This is a genomic window from Providencia zhijiangensis, from assembly GCF_030315915.2.
GTDB classification, from domain to species: domain Bacteria; phylum Pseudomonadota; class Gammaproteobacteria; order Enterobacterales; family Enterobacteriaceae; genus Providencia; species Providencia zhijiangensis.
Genome location: NZ_CP135990.1, coordinates 3,277,392 through 3,294,485, shown reverse-complemented (window position 1 = coordinate 3,294,485; position 17,094 = coordinate 3,277,392). Strand labels below are relative to the sequence as shown.

General features: G+C 42.4%; 17 protein-coding genes. 5 read left to right on the top strand and 12 right to left on the bottom strand.

What is annotated here, in order from left to right:
* Positions 1-38: 38 nt before the first annotated feature.
* The 8 genes from QS795_RS15045 to aspA form a co-directional block, all read right to left on the bottom strand.
* Complete coding sequence (locus QS795_RS15045; protein ID WP_318626587.1) at positions 39-617, bottom strand: fimbrial protein; 579 nt, start codon at positions 615-617, stop codon at positions 39-41.
* Between the two features lie 21 nt (positions 618-638).
* On the bottom strand, positions 639-1,220 hold the full coding sequence (locus tag QS795_RS15040; protein ID WP_318626585.1) for a fimbrial protein: 582 nt from the start codon (positions 1,218-1,220) through the stop codon (positions 639-641).
* 22 nt (positions 1,221-1,242) lie between these two features.
* Positions 1,243-1,794, bottom strand: coding sequence for a fimbrial protein (locus QS795_RS15035; RefSeq protein WP_286269668.1), 552 nt, complete (start codon positions 1,792-1,794; stop codon positions 1,243-1,245).
* Complete coding sequence (locus tag QS795_RS15030) at positions 1,778-2,503, bottom strand: fimbrial biogenesis chaperone (protein WP_286269669.1); 726 nt, start codon at positions 2,501-2,503, stop codon at positions 1,778-1,780. The genes QS795_RS15035 and QS795_RS15030 overlap by 17 nt, the downstream gene beginning before the upstream one ends.
* 84 nt (positions 2,504-2,587) lie before the next feature.
* Positions 2,588-3,133 carry a fimbrial protein gene (locus QS795_RS15025; protein ID WP_286269671.1) on the bottom strand — a complete coding sequence of 182 codons (546 nt, stop codon included), beginning with the start codon at positions 3,131-3,133 and terminating at the stop codon, positions 2,588-2,590.
* A gap of 458 nt (positions 3,134-3,591) precedes the next feature.
* Positions 3,592-3,930, bottom strand: a complete 339-nt coding sequence (locus QS795_RS15020; protein WP_286269672.1) for a helix-turn-helix domain-containing protein — start codon at positions 3,928-3,930, stop codon at positions 3,592-3,594.
* 711 nt (positions 3,931-4,641) lie between these two features.
* The gene (locus QS795_RS15015; protein ID WP_181477599.1) at positions 4,642-5,964 is read right to left on the bottom strand and encodes an anaerobic C4-dicarboxylate transporter; all 1,323 of its coding nucleotides are present in this window, start codon (positions 5,962-5,964) and stop codon (positions 4,642-4,644) included.
* A gap of 140 nt (positions 5,965-6,104) precedes the next feature.
* Positions 6,105-7,529, bottom strand: a complete 1,425-nt coding sequence (aspA, locus tag QS795_RS15010; RefSeq protein ID WP_154603513.1) for an aspartate ammonia-lyase — start codon at positions 7,527-7,529, stop codon at positions 6,105-6,107.
* A 402-nt stretch (positions 7,530-7,931) separates the two neighbouring features.
* Between aspA and QS795_RS15005 the strand changes: the two genes are divergently transcribed.
* From QS795_RS15005 to QS795_RS14990, 4 genes are all read left to right on the top strand, one after another.
* Entirely contained in the window at positions 7,932-8,474 is a 543-nt protein-coding gene (locus QS795_RS15005) for an FxsA family protein (RefSeq protein WP_286269675.1), read from the top strand.
* Positions 8,475-8,633: 159 nt separating this feature from the next.
* Entirely contained in the window at positions 8,634-8,924 is a 291-nt protein-coding gene (locus QS795_RS15000; RefSeq protein ID WP_108478399.1) for a co-chaperone GroES, read from the top strand.
* Between the two features lie 53 nt (positions 8,925-8,977).
* Positions 8,978-10,621: a chaperonin GroEL gene (gene groL, locus QS795_RS14995; protein ID WP_286269678.1), complete on the top strand. Its 1,644-nt coding sequence runs from the start codon at positions 8,978-8,980 to the stop codon at positions 10,619-10,621.
* 396 nt (positions 10,622-11,017) lie between these two features.
* The gene (locus QS795_RS14990) at positions 11,018-11,362 is read left to right on the top strand and encodes a DUF4156 domain-containing protein (RefSeq protein WP_036955950.1); all 345 of its coding nucleotides are present in this window, start codon (positions 11,018-11,020) and stop codon (positions 11,360-11,362) included.
* A 78-nt stretch (positions 11,363-11,440) separates the two neighbouring features.
* On the opposite strand, the gene epmB is transcribed toward QS795_RS14990, so the two are convergent.
* Positions 11,441-12,469, bottom strand: coding sequence for an EF-P beta-lysylation protein EpmB (epmB, locus tag QS795_RS14985; RefSeq protein ID WP_154639356.1), 1,029 nt, complete (start codon positions 12,467-12,469; stop codon positions 11,441-11,443).
* A 42-nt stretch (positions 12,470-12,511) separates the two neighbouring features.
* Here epmB and efp point away from each other — a divergent pair, with 42 nt between their 5' ends.
* Positions 12,512-13,078: an elongation factor P gene (efp, locus tag QS795_RS14980; RefSeq protein ID WP_006658996.1), complete on the top strand. Its 567-nt coding sequence runs from the start codon at positions 12,512-12,514 to the stop codon at positions 13,076-13,078.
* 117 nt (positions 13,079-13,195) lie between these two features.
* Here efp and QS795_RS14975 read toward each other — a convergent pair whose 3' ends face one another.
* The 3 genes from QS795_RS14975 to QS795_RS14965 all read right to left on the bottom strand — a co-directional run bounded on the left by QS795_RS14975 (position 13,196) and on the right by QS795_RS14965 (position 16,977).
* On the bottom strand, positions 13,196-13,399 hold the full coding sequence (locus QS795_RS14975) for a YbdD/YjiX family protein (RefSeq protein WP_211887523.1): 204 nt from the start codon (positions 13,397-13,399) through the stop codon (positions 13,196-13,198).
* A 230-nt stretch (positions 13,400-13,629) separates the two neighbouring features.
* Positions 13,630-15,723 carry a pyruvate/proton symporter CstA gene (gene cstA / locus QS795_RS14970; RefSeq protein WP_286269694.1) on the bottom strand — a complete coding sequence of 698 codons (2,094 nt, stop codon included), beginning with the start codon at positions 15,721-15,723 and terminating at the stop codon, positions 13,630-13,632.
* Between the two features lie 348 nt (positions 15,724-16,071).
* Positions 16,072-16,977 carry an EamA family transporter gene (locus QS795_RS14965; protein WP_036955957.1) on the bottom strand — a complete coding sequence of 302 codons (906 nt, stop codon included), beginning with the start codon at positions 16,975-16,977 and terminating at the stop codon, positions 16,072-16,074.
* Positions 16,978-17,094 lie beyond the last annotated feature (117 nt).

The window sequence follows — 17,094 nt, the reverse complement described above, 5'->3', positions numbered from 1 at the left end:
AGTAAGAAAAACGATTCGAAAACATACTGATTACCCAATTAGTCATATAAGAAGCTAAATGTGACGGTTGCGGTGAGTTCACCGTTTTGCAAATTGTCACTGGCGGTGCAGGTACCGCAGGCAAGCACGGCATTAAAATTGAGTGAGCTATTTAATCTCGCCACATCGCTGGTTCCACCTGATGGCCATGTTTTGATGGTAATCACCTCATTACCGGGTTTCGCAGTATTGTCATTGGCATTGAAGACCGTATTCCCCGGGGTGGATAGCTTAACGCCATAGCCTTTTGTGGTGCTGGATGCATCGGCATACAGCCGCTCATTGTTATCCGCGGTGAATGTGTTCCCTTTGACTGCAATTCTGGGTGTTAAAAAATAGCCCTGACACCCTGAGAGGGTTAACGTGAATTGGCGACTTTGCTTATTGTTCGGAATTTCATCGTAGGGCAGTGGCGCACCATTGTTATATGTGATGGTACTTGGCACCGTCACATCGCAGCTACCGCCATAAAAAAAAGCGGAAAAGGAGAGGGTGGTTGAGGCACTGCCTGCCTGTAATTCACCGGCTGGTAATAGCAACCCTACAATCACGCTAAAGAAAGAAAGTTTTCGTATCATTGTTATTAGCAGCCTTCAAAATCAGTGATAGAAAAAATTAAACGTTAATGAGGCGGTTAACTCGCCACCTTGTAAGTCATTGGCGGTGCAGGTTCCGCAACTGACGGTTGCTTTCAGTGGGATGGTTCCATTCAATGTGCTGGCAAAGGTTTTATTCCACTCTTTGGTGGTGAGAGCCGTGATTTTTTTATCCGTTGCCAGGTTGTCACTACTTTCGAAGTTAGTATTGCCAGCCGTCGACAATAAAATGCCATAGCCTGTACTGGTACTGCCGGTACTCACAAACAGATCTTCACCGGAGGCACTATCGGTGTCCCCTTCGATGGTTATCGAAGGGGTTAACCCGTAACCTTTACAGCCAAGAATGGTGAGATCAAAGGTTTCGCTGATATCGTTTTTATTGTTGATATCTTCAGCGGGAATAAGGTCCCCGTTACGGATCGCAACGCTCGAGGGCGCGGTGATTTGGCAGCCACCGCCGACAATGCTGGCACTGATTTTGGTGGTGGCCGTAGTTGCCGCTATCGCGGATTGCCCTAGACTTGCCGCATACAATGCGGTGGGGATGAGCAGGGAGTAGAGTGACTGTTTAGTCAGTGTCATGATGATTTCCTATTTTTGGGTCTTACTGAAAAATAAGGTTAAACGTCAATGAGGCTGAGAATTCACCGGGAATGGCTTCCCCATCCACGGGCCCCACTAGACCCACGAGAAAGGTCTCTTCAGTTTGATGATAGTTCTCTTTGGTCAGTGGAGTTAAGGCAATCTGTTCACCGCGTTTAAAGGCTTTGCTTGTGTCATAAAAATCACTCAGGGAGAGTGGTGAGCCATCACTGAGGCGTAACATAAACCCTGTGCTGTTTGGGGTTCCATCCAAGAAAATGGTGCTTTCGTTATAGGGGGTATTTCCCTGTAACGTAATTTTGGGGGTGAGATTTCCCGTTTTATCCACACAGATAAATTGCGCTTTCAATGGCTTAATTTGATGCGTGGTTATCGCGCCTTGAAAATCGGATGTGCGCATCGGTGTAAATTGCAATGAGTTAGGAATGCGAATTTCACACCCGACATCATCAGTAATGAGCGCTCTAATCTCAGTATTTTCGGCCTGTGCTAGGTGCCATCCGTTAAGTGACATGGCGAAAAATATAATCAGTAATTTATTGAATTTGCGCATGAAATTCGTCCTTTCCGCCATAATCATTAATGGCTTTCCATTCAACCGTGCCTTGCCGTTGAACGTGGGAATAGGTGATGCTGCTAAACGGCGCAATCATGTTATTTCCCTTTTTTGTACTCAGAGAAACGGGTTTATTGGCAATTTTTAAGCTGTCTAAGGTGATGTAGTACGGGGAAGGATTGGACACTTGAACCCCATTATTTACACTCGAAAATTTCAGCGATTTCATGGCTTGTGGCTGGGTCATGCCCAAATGATTCGGGCGATAAAACAGCTTGATGATATTTCCCGTCGACACTTGTACGGCACCATCAATATGATTTTGTGGGGCATTCAGCCCTTTTTCGCTGGTCGGCATGGCAACGGTACGAAAATAAAAAACAGATTCTTTATCTTGCGGGAGTGCCACATTTTTTTTCATTATGCGCACTTGATTCGTGGAACCAGACTCTAATCGGAATAACGATGGCGTCACCACAAAGGGAGTTTCACCATTGTCGCCATAGGGGGTTCTCAAAATCTGTGCTTTGACCAAATAAGGCGTGAGTGATTGGCTAGAGCTAGTGATACCCACACTTTTTCCGGTGGTGTTATCACTCGCTGAAAAAATAATTCGAGTGGTGTCGATAGCGATCCCGGCTATCGATGAACCTGATAGCAATAGCAAGCCACCGCAGATCCCTTGCATAAATCGGTTATTTCGCATTTGTCTATCCTCATAGTGTTCGTGGTTGAATGGAGGTAAGACGGTGCCCGCCTTACCTCCATTGACTGAGTTAATTAAATCGAATTAGTTAACGATATAAGCAACCAAGATAGGCGCACTGTAGGAGTTTGCTTTCGGAGAATCTGTGGTTGTTGCCATACCAACTTTGAATGTGTATTGGGCTGCTGTTTCGCCTGCGCCGATTTCAACTTTTGTGCCACTACCATTAGTGATGCGTTTACCGGCTTCATCTTCAATCATAAAACCAACAGTTTGTGAATCTGTAGCAACAAAGATATCTTGTTGGTTGTTACCCACAGAGGTGATCCCCTGGATGATCAGATTGCCTTCTTCTTCTTTAGTACAACCAGTTAAAGTGACTGGCATATCTACGGTTGTAGAGGACATTGCATTGACAGCGGCAAAGTCTGAATCATTTTCACCCACAGAGGTTTTTAAAACACCTACGTTTAAGACTGATTTACCGCCATTGATGGTGACATCACAGGTTGTGTTGGTCAGGATCCCTTGCAGAGTCACTTCTGCAGAAGGTGCTGCCATTGCGTTCAGGCTTAAAGCTGACAGGCTCATAAATAAAGCAGTAGAAAGTGCCGTTGTTTTAAATGACATAATTAGTATTCCTATTTGTCCAAAATTAAATAATTAAATTGATAGTATAAAGGTCGCATTCCATGACTTATTTCGTTATAGATATATATACGTATGATGCCGATATTATCTATTTACCTAGGCTAAATTTAGGTTGAATCAGTTATAAACATTCAATTTAAAGTTTCGCTAATTTCCTTTATTCCATTCCTTAGATATAAAGGGGATACTCTCTTGTTCTAAAAAAGAGAATATTACCTTTATTCTTAGTACTCGATTTATTATTCGCTAACCTATAATAAATAAGCGTGAAAAGTAGGGCGCCATATGAATAGAATGGCGCTCATTGGATTTATTAGAGTGTTAATTTCTCTATATTTAACAGATTAATGCTCCATTGGAGTAGGGGTATTGCTATAATAAAAGTTATTCTTTATTGTTAAGATATAATGAATTAAACATGTAGAGAAAATATATGCCTACTTTATAAATGAGCTACTTAACAGTGAGATATCTTTACTGCCAACACTGCTTAGCTTAAATTTCATTATGGAAACTCGAATAACTGCTCTATCCAAAAAGTCCTGAATAGGCATTTTTAGTACATTTAAAACCTGTACTAGCATATCTATTGTAATGTTGCAGATACCTCGTTCATAACGAGAAACTTGCTGTTGAGAGATATTTAATAAATTTGCTAAATCTTTTCCACTGAGCGAGCGACGCTTTCGTAATAAATAGATTTCATAACCCACTGCTTTTGTATAAATAGTTATACCCTTCTTGGGTGAAGGGTTATTACCGTCTGTTTCTTTCATTGTATGCATTCCTTCCAAACAGCATCACTTAATAAAAGTCGTATTTAGGTGAATACGAAGGATTGATGAAAACGTTGTGTGAGGAAATTATTTCACTCCGTTTTCTTCTAACTAATTTACGTGACGTTTTTTATAAAATCAAATAATGCAAATATAGTGAAATAGTCGAAAATTTTAAATTAAACACATAGAGTGAGTAATATGAAATAATAAAGCTAGCGTTAGGTGGTGCTAAGAGGGGTGGTCTTTTTGAGAGCATCTTTATTAAATAGTGATATAATCTTTTTTTATTCATTATTGGTATACAATAAAGAATATAATTCTGATTTTTACATTTATTAACAACTGGTCACTAAATTGTGACGCATCAATCCTTTCTTGCGCTAGAAATCATCTTTTTTTGCCTATTAATTGTTATTTTTCATTGTGTTATGTGGTTTGTTTTTAGCATTTGATTAAATTTTAAATATGACAAATTATTTCAGTTTGTTTAAATGAAAAGAATTGTTCTATTTTGAATAGATTTATTTGATTAGTTATAAATACTTAAATTTAAGTGTGATTAGGCCGTTTTTTTCTTTAATAAGATAAAGTCAGCTTAATTGTTATCTCTTTTAGATGTTTTAAACGGGTGGGAGATTTAGCGCAGACATAAAAAAACCGTGACTCGAAAGCCACGGTTTCTCTGTTTCTAAGTCATTGTATTGATGACTACAGCATCATACCGCCGAACAGGAAGCCGAAGGTAACGGCCAGTGCCACAGCGATAGTACCCGGAATAAAGAATGGGTGGTTAAAGACGAATTTACCGATGCGAGTTGTACCGGTGTCATCCATTTGTACCGCCGCAACCAGAGTTGGGTAAGTAGGTAGAATGAACAGACCGGATACTGCTGAGAATGAAGCGATAGCGGTTAATGGGCTAACGTTCAGAGCCAGAGCCATAGGCATCAGTGCTTTCGCTGTTGCTGCTTGAGAGTACAGAAGCGCAGAACAGAAGAAGAAGATAACCGCTAACATCCATGAGTGTTCGTGGATTAAATCACCTGCAGTTTCTTTGATCCAATCAATGTTGTGTTGTACGAAAGTATCACCTAACCACGCAACACCTAAGATACAGATACATGCGCTCATACCTGCTTTGAAGGTACTTGAGTTCAGGATTGCATCAGTGTTTACACGGCACAGTACAGTGATTAACGTAGCCACAGTCAGCATGATGATCAGGATAGCGTTAGTGGTGTTCATCAGTGGGGTTGCCACAATGCCTAAACTTGGGCTGTTGATAATTGCGTAGCAAACTACACCAACAACGCCGAGTAAGAACAGCAGAACAGACGCTTTAGCACCTGGTTTGATCTCTTTAACTTGGCTACCGCGCAGTTCAACTAAGCCTTCAGCTAAACGTTTTTGGTAGATTGGGTCATCAGACAGTTTAGAGTTAAATGTCCAAGAGATAATGAAAGACATCAGGATGATAGCTAAGAACGTTGCTGGTAATAAAATACCTAACAGCGTGATGTAGCTAACGGTGTTACCAGCGCCAACCATTGCTGGGTTTTCCATGACCGATGCCATGTAAACAACTGCCGCAGAGATTGGTGATGCTGTGATACCAATTTGAGCTGCAACAACCGCCGTAGACAGTGGACGACATGGTTTCACGCCTTGCTCTTTCGCAACTTCTGCGATAACTGGCAGAGTGGCTAATGAGATATTACCTGTACCTGCGAACAGAGTCAGAAAATAGGTCACGATAGGGGCAAGGATAGTGATGTATTTTGGATTGCGACGCAGTAATTTTTCTGTTTGAGCAACCAAGTAATCCAAACCACCCGCAATTTGCATTGCAGAGATGGCGGCAATAACTGCCATGATGATAGAGATTACGTCAAAAGGAATGGTTCCCGGTTTCACGCCAATTGCAGCGAGTACCAGAACACCAAGGCCACCGGCAAAACCGATACCTATCCCTCCAAGACGGGCCCCTAAAAAAATGGCCAGCAGAACAATGACAAATTCTACGGCTAACATAGTGTTTACTCCTCGACAAAAATGAAAATTATGAAACTGTTATGTTAATTATTTGTGTGTGTATTCATGAAAAAAGGCACGCTATCCGGTGGAAAGTCGTGCCCTTATTCTTAAGAATTATTTATGCTAAACATAAATAATTAGTCGTCAAATCTTTTTGCTTTATATGCTGGATGTTTTAGGTTCTCTACAGAGAAGATATCATCCAGTTGCGCTTCGGTCAGCAGTCCGCGTTCTAGGACAACTTCACGTACGCTCTTACCTGTTTCAGCACAGATTTTACCCACGATATCACCGTTGTGGTGACCGATGAATGGGTTCAAGTAAGTTACGATACCGATAGAGTTGAATACAAACGCTTCGCAGATTTCTTTGTTAACAGTAATGCCGTTAACGCATTTTTCGACTAAGTTGCGGCATGCATTGCTCATCAGAGAAATGGATTCGAACATCGCTTGACCAATTGCTGGTTCCATTACGTTTAATTGTAATTGACCTGCTTCAGCAGCCATCGTTACGCAGATGTCGTTACCCATAACTTTGAAACATGCTTGGTTAACAACTTCAGGGATTACTGGGTTAACTTTTGCTGGCATGATAGAAGAACCTGCTTGTAATTCTGGCAGATTAATTTCTTTCAGTGCCGCACGAGGACCAGAGGAAAGTAAACGTAAGTCGTTACAGATTTTAGACAGTTTAACTGCTAAACGTTTCAGGCTAGCGTGAACAGTGATGTAAGCACCACAGTCAGACGTTGCTTCGATTAAGTCTTCTGATGGTACACAAGCTAAACCTGTTACTTCTGCTAATTTTTTAACAGCCAGTTCTTGGTAACCAGGGGCTGTGTTCAGGCCAGTACCGATAGCAGTTGCACCTAAGTTAACTTCGAGCAGTAAATCGATGCTACGTTTCAGATTTTTCTCTTCTTCTTTAAGAAGAGTTGCGAAAGCATGGAATTCCTGACCAACAGTCATTGGTACTGCGTCTTGTAATTGAGTACGACCCATTTTCAGGATGTCTTTGTACTCTTCTGCTTTACTTTCAAAACCTTTTTTCAGGTAAGTAACAGAATCGATTAATTTCAGAACAGAGTTATAAACCGCGATACGGAAACCGGTAGGGTATGCATCGTTGGTTGATTGGCTTTTGTTCAGATGGTCATTTGGGTTTAAGAATTCATATTCACCTTTTTTATGACCCATCAGTTCAAGACCGATGTTTGCCAGAACTTCGTTGGTATTCATGTTCAGTGATGTGCCCGCACCACCTTGGAATACGTCAACTGGGAACTGATCCATGCATTTGCCTTCATTCAAAACAACGTCACACGCTTTGATGATGGTATCTGCGATATTACGAGGAATAGTGTGCAGTTCTTTGTTAGCTAGTGCGGCTGCTTTTTTTACCATTACCATGCCGCGAATAAATTCTGGGACATCGTTAATGGTGCGGTCGCTGATATAAAAGTTTTCAATCGCACGCAGAGTATGAACACCATAATAGGCATCAGCTGGAACTTCTTTTTTACCTAACAGGTCTTCTTCGATACGAGTATTGTTTGACATGAGAACCTTCTTAATTAGATTACAGTTACTGTCCGTTTATGCGCTTTTAAAAATATATCCTAAAACTAAACTTCTAGGTGATTACCACCTATTACTCCTTTATCAGTATTATGTTCTACTGACTTATGGGGTGATCATATGCCCTTTATCACCCCATACCTTGAACCTAGATCATTTTATGGATTGATTAGTGCAATAGAATTTATATTGTGTGATTTAAATCACAGATAAGCCTTGTTAATGATCTTAGTCCATGAGTTGAAAATCACGATCAGAGACCCAATTATTATGGCTATACTGATGAAAAAAGCGAATATGAATAGTAGTCTCTTAGAGATAGTTCACAAAGGTTTTCATTTAGCCCCGAAAAATGCAGTAGCTTATTGATATTAAGGAGTACTTGTGCGCTGGTTACCACTAATTCTGATATGTATTTTGGTGTATATAGAGTCGGTCATTTTTGTCCGAGTTGCGGCTGAAATTGGTGTGTTGATGACATTGATTTTAGTGGTGCTCACATCCTGTTTAGGGGTCTCACTTGTGAAGAACCAAGGGATGAAAAATGTCATGCAAATACAACAAAAATTAATGAGTGGTGAAAGTCCTGCCGCTGAAATGATTAAAAGTGTGGCGTTAGTGTTAGCAGGATTTTTACTGATTGTTCCTGGATTCTTTACGGACTTTATTGGACTACTTTTATTACTACCACCAGTACAAAAATTATTTGTGATGCGTTTAATCCCGCACATCAAGTTTTACCAACCTGGAAATGGTTTTCAGGGTGGTGGCTATCAAAATGGCAATACCTTTGAAGGTGAGTACCAACGCAAGCAAGATGACCCTTCTTATACTATTGATCGTAAAAGTACTATTGATGGTGAAAGCCATCGTGTTCCTGACGATAAATCTTCAGATTCCAACCAAGATAACCCGCCTAAACCTTAATTCCCTTTGAATGGTAGGGAGATAAATAATAAAAAAATTTATCTCCCACCCCTTGAAGTCTTAGTTATTCATCCCAATCTCCTGAAACATGGTACTGGTGAAGATCACCTTGGTATCGACCTTTTACCCGTATGGACTTTATTTGTAGGAGAACTATTAATGAAAATTCGTCCATTGCATGACCGTGTTATCGTTAAACGTAAAGAAATCGAATCTAAATCTGCTGGTGGTATCGTGTTAACTGGCAGTGCTGCGGGCAAATCAACTCGTGGTGAAGTTATCGCTGTGGGCCAAGGCCGCATCCTCGAAAATGGCGACGTTAAAGCGCTGGATGTGAAAGTTGGCGATATCGTAATTTTTAACGACGGTTATGGCGTAAAAGCTGAAAAAATCGACAACGAAGAAGTGTTAATCATGTCCGAAAGCGACATCTTAGCAATCGTTGAATAAGAATTTTCACTTAAAACTTTCATCAAACGAAAAGAATTTAAAGGAAAGAGATAATGGCAGCTAAAGACGTTAGATTTGGTAATGACGCTCGTACAAAAATGCTTCGTGGTGTCAATGTTCTTGCTGATGCAGTTAAAGTAACTTTAGGTCCTAAAGGCCGTAACGTTGTTTTAGACAAATCTTTTGGATCACCAGTTATCACTAAAGATGGTGTTTCTGTTGCGCGTGAAATCGAATTAGAAGACAAATTCGAAAACATGGGTGCACAAATGGTGAAAGAAGTTGCGTCTAAAGCTAACGATGCAGCGGGTGACGGTACAACAACCGCTACCGTTTTAGCTCAAGCAATTATCACTGAAGGTCTGAAAGCAGTGGCTGCGGGTATGAACCCAATGGATCTGAAACGTGGTATCGACAAAGCGGTTGTTGCTGCTGTTGAAGAACTGAAAACTCTGTCAGTTCCATGTTCAGACACTAAATCAATCGCACAGGTTGGTACTATTTCTGCAAACTCCGACGAAACTGTTGGTAAATTAATTGCAGAAGCAATGGAGAAAGTCGGTAAAGAAGGCGTTATCACCGTTGAAGAAGGTACTGGTCTGGAAGACGAATTAGACGTGGTTGAAGGTATGCAGTTTGACCGCGGTTATTTATCTCCTTACTTCATCAACAAACCAGAAACTGGCGTTGTTGAACTGGAAAACCCATTCATCCTGTTAGTCGACAAAAAAGTGTCTAACATTCGTGAATTACTGCCAGTATTAGAAGGCGTTGCTAAAGCGAACAAACCACTGCTGATCATCGCTGAAGATGTTGAAGGTGAAGCACTGGCTACATTAGTCGTGAACACCATGCGTGGTATCGTGAAAGTTGCAGCGGTTAAAGCACCAGGTTTCGGTGACCGTCGTAAAGCAATGCTACAAGATATCGCTATCCTGACTAACGGTACTGTTATCTCTGAAGAGATCGGTATGGAGCTGGAAAAAGCAACGTTAGAAGATTTAGGTCAAGCTAAACGTATCGTTATCAACAAAGACACCACTATCATCATCGATGGTATCGGTGACGAAACTGCAATCGCAGGTCGTGTGACTCAAATCCGTCAACAAATCGAAGAGTCTTCTTCTGATTACGACCGTGAAAAACTGCAAGAGCGCGTAGCGAAATTAGCTGGCGGTGTTGCGGTAATTAAAGTGGGCGCAGCAACTGAAGTTGAAATGAAAGAAAAACGCGCTCGCGTTGACGATGCTCTGCACGCAACTCGTGCAGCGGTAGAAGAAGGTGTTGTTGCTGGTGGTGGTACTGCGTTAGTTCGCGTTGCAGCTAAACTGGAAGGACTGAAAGGCGATAACGAAGAACAAAACGTAGGTATCCGTGTTGCTCTGCGTGCGATGGAAGCGCCAATGCGTCAAATCGTCACTAACGCAGGTGAAGAAGCTTCTGTTGTTGTTAACAACGTTAAAGCAGCAACTGGCAACGACGGTTACAACGCAGCAACAGATACTTATGGCGACATGATCGAAATGGGTATTCTGGATCCAACTAAAGTTACTCGTTCTGCTCTGCAATTCGCAGCATCAATCGCGGGTCTGATGATCACGACTGAAGCGATGATCACTGATATGCCAGCATCTGACGCTCCTGATTTAGGCGCAGCGGGTATGGGTGGCATGGGCGGAATGGGCGGTATGATGTAAGCCAACAGGCAAACATCTTGCTCAAGTAGCTACTAGTTAGTGGCTACCAGCCAAAATAAGACCGGCACCATGAGTTATCGAGTGGTGCCGGTTTTTTTATAAGTAATCAAATTAATGCTTTTGTGCTTTGCATTTATGAGGTTTATTACTTATTTTTGCGTTAAGGTGACTCATCGGGTTATATTTAACCCAAGGTAAAAAATAGTTTAAATAAGTAAAGAACATCACGAGCGTATTGATTGTTTTGTGATAAACTCTGAGCGATTGGCAGTTTTTATCAAGCCTACTTGGATATCTAGTACGCTAATTTACTGCCATAAAACAGAATTTTGAGTGATTGGAGCTATACAGGTTCAACAACCAGCTGCAAAAACACAATAAAAAATGAGGGAAAACATGCGAATTAAAGTCTTGCTTGGTGCTGCTGCATTACTAACTTTAGCAGGTTGTACATCAACCAATGATCTGACTGCGGCAGGCTCACAAGTTCGTTTTGTTGAAAATCAACCAGGAAGCGAATGCCAACTTCTTGGTCAAGTCACTGGAACTCAAAGCAACTGGTTGAGCGGCGTTAATAACGAGTCTAGCTCCATGCGCGGCGCAGCAAATGATTTACGTAACAAAGCTGCAGCAATGGGTGGTAACGTGATTTTTGGTGCTTCAAGCCCAAGCGAAACTGTCCTATCTAGCTTTGTTCCTGTTGATAGCAAAATGGTTGGCCAAGTTTATAAGTGCCAATAATCATGTATCAATAAGACCCGCTTAATCAGTTAAGCGGGTTTTTTTATGCCTATTAGTTTTGATGTTTATTAACTCAGACTAGCTTTGGCGCAAGTTTAAATCGAGTAAGGTTTTGCTTGGCTCCCCGCCAATTTCTCTCGCTAACTTCGGTACTAAATACCCCGAGACCTGACTTAACAATTCACGAATTAATTGTCGAGCTTCAATATCACTCACTAAGAAGTGGGCAGCACCTTGGACTTTATCGAGCACATGCAAGTAATACGGTAAAATTCCTGCATCAAATAGGGCATTGCTCAGGTTTGCCAAAGCAGTGACATTGTCATTAACTTGGCGGAGCAATACGCTTTGGTTGAGCAATGTGACGCCTGCACGTTTTAATCTCTGCATCGCTTTTGTAAATTCATCATCAATCTCGTTAGCGTGGTTAACGTGGGTCACCATAATGACCTGCAAACGTGACTGAGATAAACGCTGGCAAAGGGTATCTGTAATTCTTTCTGGAATTACCACTGGCAAGCGAGAATGAATTCGCAAGCGAGTAATATGTGGAATTTCCTCAAGTTGGCTAATTAACCAGTCAAGTTCGTGGTCTTTTGCCATTAAAGGATCACCGCCAGAGAAGATGATTTCATTGAGTTCACTGTGGTTTTTTATATAATCCACAGCCATCAACCAGTTATTTTTATTTCCTTTGTTATCTTCATAAGGAAAATGCCGGCGAAAGCAGTATCGACAGTTCACTGCACAACCCCCTTTAACCAGCATTAATGCGCGGTTACGGTACTTGTGGAGTAAACTCGGGATCGCGTTATCCTGCTCTTCTAGTGGATCAGTAGAAAAACCTGGATGTATATCGAACTCTGCTTTTGCGGTTAATACCTGCAATAACAGAGGGTCTAGTGGATCACCTTTTTTCATTCGCGAAATAAAAGGACGCGGAACACGTAAAGGAAATAACTTACGTGCTTCATGACCTTCTCGCGATGGCTGATGGTCTTCTAAGTTTAGTAATTGCAGCAATTCATCCGGATTAGTGACTGCTTCGGCAAGTTGTTGTATCCAGACTTCTCTGGATGAGGTATTTTGAGTTATAATATCGACCATTTTTTGGCTATGCCATTTTTAGTTTATAAATAGAGGATCTCCATGGCTACTTATAGTACCAATGAATTCCGCTCAGGTCTTAAAATCATGTTAGATGGTGAGCCGTGTGCAATTCTTGAAAGTGAATTCGTTAAACCGGGTAAAGGTCAAGCGTTCGCACGCGTTCGTCTGCGTAAACTGATTTCTAACAAACTGTTGGAAAAAACTTTTAAATCTACTGATTCTGTTGAAGGCGCAGATGTCATGGATATGAACTTAACTTACCTGTACAACGACGGTGAGTTCTGGCACTTCATGAACAACGAAACTTTCGAACAACTGGCAGCAGATGCGAAAGCTATCGGTGACAACGAAAAATGGCTGATCGACCAAGCTGATTGTATCTTAACGCTGTGGAACGGTCGTCCAATCGCGGTAACTCCGCCGAACTTCGTTGAATTAGAAGTTGTCGAAACAGATCCAGGTCTGAAAGGTGACACAGCAGGTACTGGCGGTAAACCAGCAACTTTAAGCACTGGTGCAGTGGTTAAAGTTCCTCTGTTCGTTCAGATTGGCGAAGTGATCAAAGTTGACACTCGTTCAGGCGAATACGTTTCACGCGTGAAATAATCGCCGATAGATCAAGCCAGCCATTATAGTGAGTGGCGAAGTGAGATCAAGAAGAGCCGAATGCAGTTTCGTACTGTATTCGGCTTTTTTATTTGCGGTGCTCAGCCAGAGTGATGATTAACAACATTTAAACCCGCCTTTACCCTTACCACCGTAGCGAGCATCCTGCCGTTCTTTGAAAAACTCCTCATAAGTCATCGGCGTTTGGTCAGGATGGGTACGTTGCATGTGGGCGACGTAGTTGTCGTAGTCGGGGACGCCGACCATCATTTTGGCGGCTTGGCCTAAGTATTTCGCCGCTTTCCCTAGGTTTCCAAACATTTTTTTCTCCTTCATATTTCGCGCTACAGCGTTGTTGACTGCTCTCGGCTACCCTAGTCACATAGTTATCTATGCTCCTAGGGATATCCTCGTTTGTCGCCTAGCTGTAACACGAACTATTTTGGAGAAAGAGAGTGAGTTTTGAAAAATATTTAAAAAAAGTAAATAATTAAAACAGATACTTAAAGAAAATATTTAAAAAAACTGCTCAGCTCTCAATCTCCGGTGTATTAATGATGGCGGGTGTTTGCCACAATCTCTTCGTAGTTGGTTGGCATTGGCTCGTAAGGAACTTCGTTGGCGGTTGGTTCCTTAGATTTCAATGCTTTCAATGCGGTACGGATAGAGAACAGGGCGAGAACCACAACCACAATCATAAAGAAAATCGTTAAGCCAGCATCTAAACGGTTATTGAAAACCAACTGAGTTAACTGTGATTCCGTATATTGCGGTGGCAAGTTGCCGCTATCTAACATCGCTTGGAACTTATTCGCGACGGCTAAGAAACCAACGCGGGCATCTTCACTGAAGGTCTTTTCCCAGCCAGCGGTCATCGTACACACCAATAACCACGAAGTTGGTAATAGCGCGACCCATGCGTAGGCTTGGCGCTTCATCTTGAACAGAACGACCGCGCACAGCATCAACGCCATACCGGCCAGCATTTGGTTGGCGATACCAAACAGCGGCCATAAGGTGTTAATACCACCGAGTGGGTCAACAACGCCTTGATGCAAGAAATAACCCCAAGCCAGTACACACAATGCAGTGGCGATCAGGTTAGCGGGTAGAGAATCCGTTCTTTTCAATGATGGTGAAACCACACCCAGCAAATCTTGCAGCATAAAGCGCGCCGCGCGGGTTCCTGCATCCACAGCAGTCAGGATAAACAACGCTTCAAACAGAATGGCGAAGTGGTACCAGAATGCCACATTCATCAACCCGCCTAGTGCGCCATGAAGAATATACGCCATACCGACTGCCAGTGTTGGTGCGCCCCCTGCACGAGAAATAATGCTGGTTTCACCAACTTCGTTGGCAATTTGCGTTAGCTGTTCAGGCGTAATTTGGAAGCCCCAGCTGCTGACAACTTGTGCTGCGGAAGCCACAACATCTGTCGTTCCTGCTGGTGCTAACATCGCCATCGGGCTATTCATCGCAAAATAAACGCCTGGGTCAATCACACAAGCTGCGACTAATGCCATGATAGCGACGAATGACTCCATCAACATCCCGCCGTAGCCGATAAAACAAGCTTGGTTTTCATTGGCGAGCATTTTCGGCGTGGTACCGGAAGAGATTAAGGCGTGGAAGCCAGAAACGGCACCGCAAGCGATTGTAATAAATAAGAATGGGAATAAATCCCCCGCCCACACAGGGCCAGTTCCATCAATATACTTAGTTAATGACGGCATTTGCAGGTTTGGATTTAAAATCAAAATACCGATTGCCAGACCGATAATTGTCCCGATTTTCAAGAAAGTAGAAAGATAGTCACGAGGGGCTAATAGCAGCCAAACAGGTAGAACGGCAGCTACAAAGCCATAGCCGACCAGCATCCACGTTAACTGCACGCCAGTGTAGTCAAAGTAAGGCGCCCATGTTTCACTCTCTGCGACCCAACCACCTGAAATAATCGCAAAAACTAAGAAAATCAGCCCGATAACTGAAACTTCACCAATACGACCCGGACGAATATAGCGGGTATAAATCCCCATAAAAATAGCTAGTGGGATGGTGAAGGCAACGGTATAAGTTCCCCATGGGCTGTGTGTTAATGCTTTCACGACAATCATCGCGAGTACAGCAAGGATGATCACCATGATCATAAAGCAAGCAATCAGCGCAATGACCCCAGCAGTATTGCCCATTTCTTCTTTCACGAGTTCACCCAAAGAGCGACCATCGCGGCGGGTTGAAACAAACAGTACCATAAAATCTTGTACAGCCCCCGCCAGAACTACCCCTGCGAGCAGCCACAGCATACCCGGTAAATAACCCATTTGTGCTGCAAGTACAGGACCGACTAATGGACCAGCACCAGCAATGGCGGCAAAGTGGTGACCAAATAACACTTTTTTGTCGGTTGGTACATAATCCAGACCATCGTTGTGACGAATGGCTGGTGTCATACGTGTAGAGTCTACTTGCAGGACTTTTTTCGCAATAAACAGTCCATAGTAACGATATGCGATCAAATAAATACAGACCGCGGCGACCACGATCCACAGGGCGTTGATCTGTTCACCTCGGTTTAATGCAATATAACCGAGTGAAAACGCGCCGAGCAGAGCGAGAACAATCCAAATCAATTGTTTACCCATAGCCTTTCCCCATCCATTTCGTTAACGAGCTTTATTAGTTATTTATGTAAGTAAAAACTCAAACAGATATAGCGAGAGTTGTGGGAAAGGAAAAGTAGCTAAATCGAGACACTTAATTGAAATTGTAGATAAATTCCAATATTGGAATTAGTATCACTAAAATCGAAGTTAATATTGGATTTTATCTTGTTTTGGTCTAGCGTTAATTCATTGATTGGTTTTATATCCTAATTAATATTTTAATTTTAGATTATAAATCCGCGTGGGTGTGTGGGGTTTTTACTGAAAATAATAAAACAGACAAAAAAATACCGGAAGAAAATTTCCGGTATTTGAATGCGTTGGCGGTTACTTTCGAATCACCTGAATAATTTTTTTACCAAACAATGTCGTGATTAGCCCTAACATAATCAAAATTAATCCAGCAATTTGTATGCCGTTAATGTGCTCGCCAAGGAATAAAGCGCTGCTACTTAACCCAAAAACGGGCACCAATAAAGAGAATGGTGCGACGCGCCATGCCTCATAGCGTCCAAGCAGCACACCCCACAATCCATAACCGACAAAAGTGGAAAGGTAGGCAAGATACAAAATCACACCGAGTACAGACCAATCAAACCCCGCTAAGCCTTGTACAATGGCATCTTCGCCTTCGAAAATCCAAGAGCTTAATAAGAAAGGTATAATTGGAATTAGGGCGCTCCAACTGACCAAGGAAAGGGCGCTGCATTTTTCTTCGCCTTGATGCTGCATAATGATGCGGTTGGTGATATTACCGAACGCCCAAGAAAGCCCCGCGACCAAAATAAAGATCAAGCCCAACAGTGGGATATCATCGATTCCGCCAGAGGTTGCGCCATTGGCTAAAATCCCGAGACCCGCTATGGCGATAAACATACCGATAAAGTGGGTTGGCTGTAGGGATTCTTTAAGGATCACGGCACCGAGCAAGATAGTGAAGAAAGCTTGTGACTGTAAAATCACCGAGGCAATGCCTGCTGGCATGCCCACACGCAAGGCGCAAAATAGAAACGCAAACTGTCCAAAACTAATGGTTAGCCCATAAATCAGTAAGAGCTTCAGCGGAATTTTGGGACGCTTGAATAGGAAAATGGCAGGGAAGGCCACAAACACAAAACGTAAGGCACCGAGGAGTAGTGGGGGTAAGGCGGTTACGCCAAGTTTGATGATCACAAAATTGACGCCCCAAATAATCACGACACACAGGGCAAGTAATATATCTTTGATACGCATGGTGTTTTCTCGGTACAAAATTGGCGGAGGATCTCTACTTTACCTGTGCTTTGGGATTTGTGCGACGATATTGCATGTCAGGGCTCAAATTCAGCATGAATAGGATAAATATGGGTG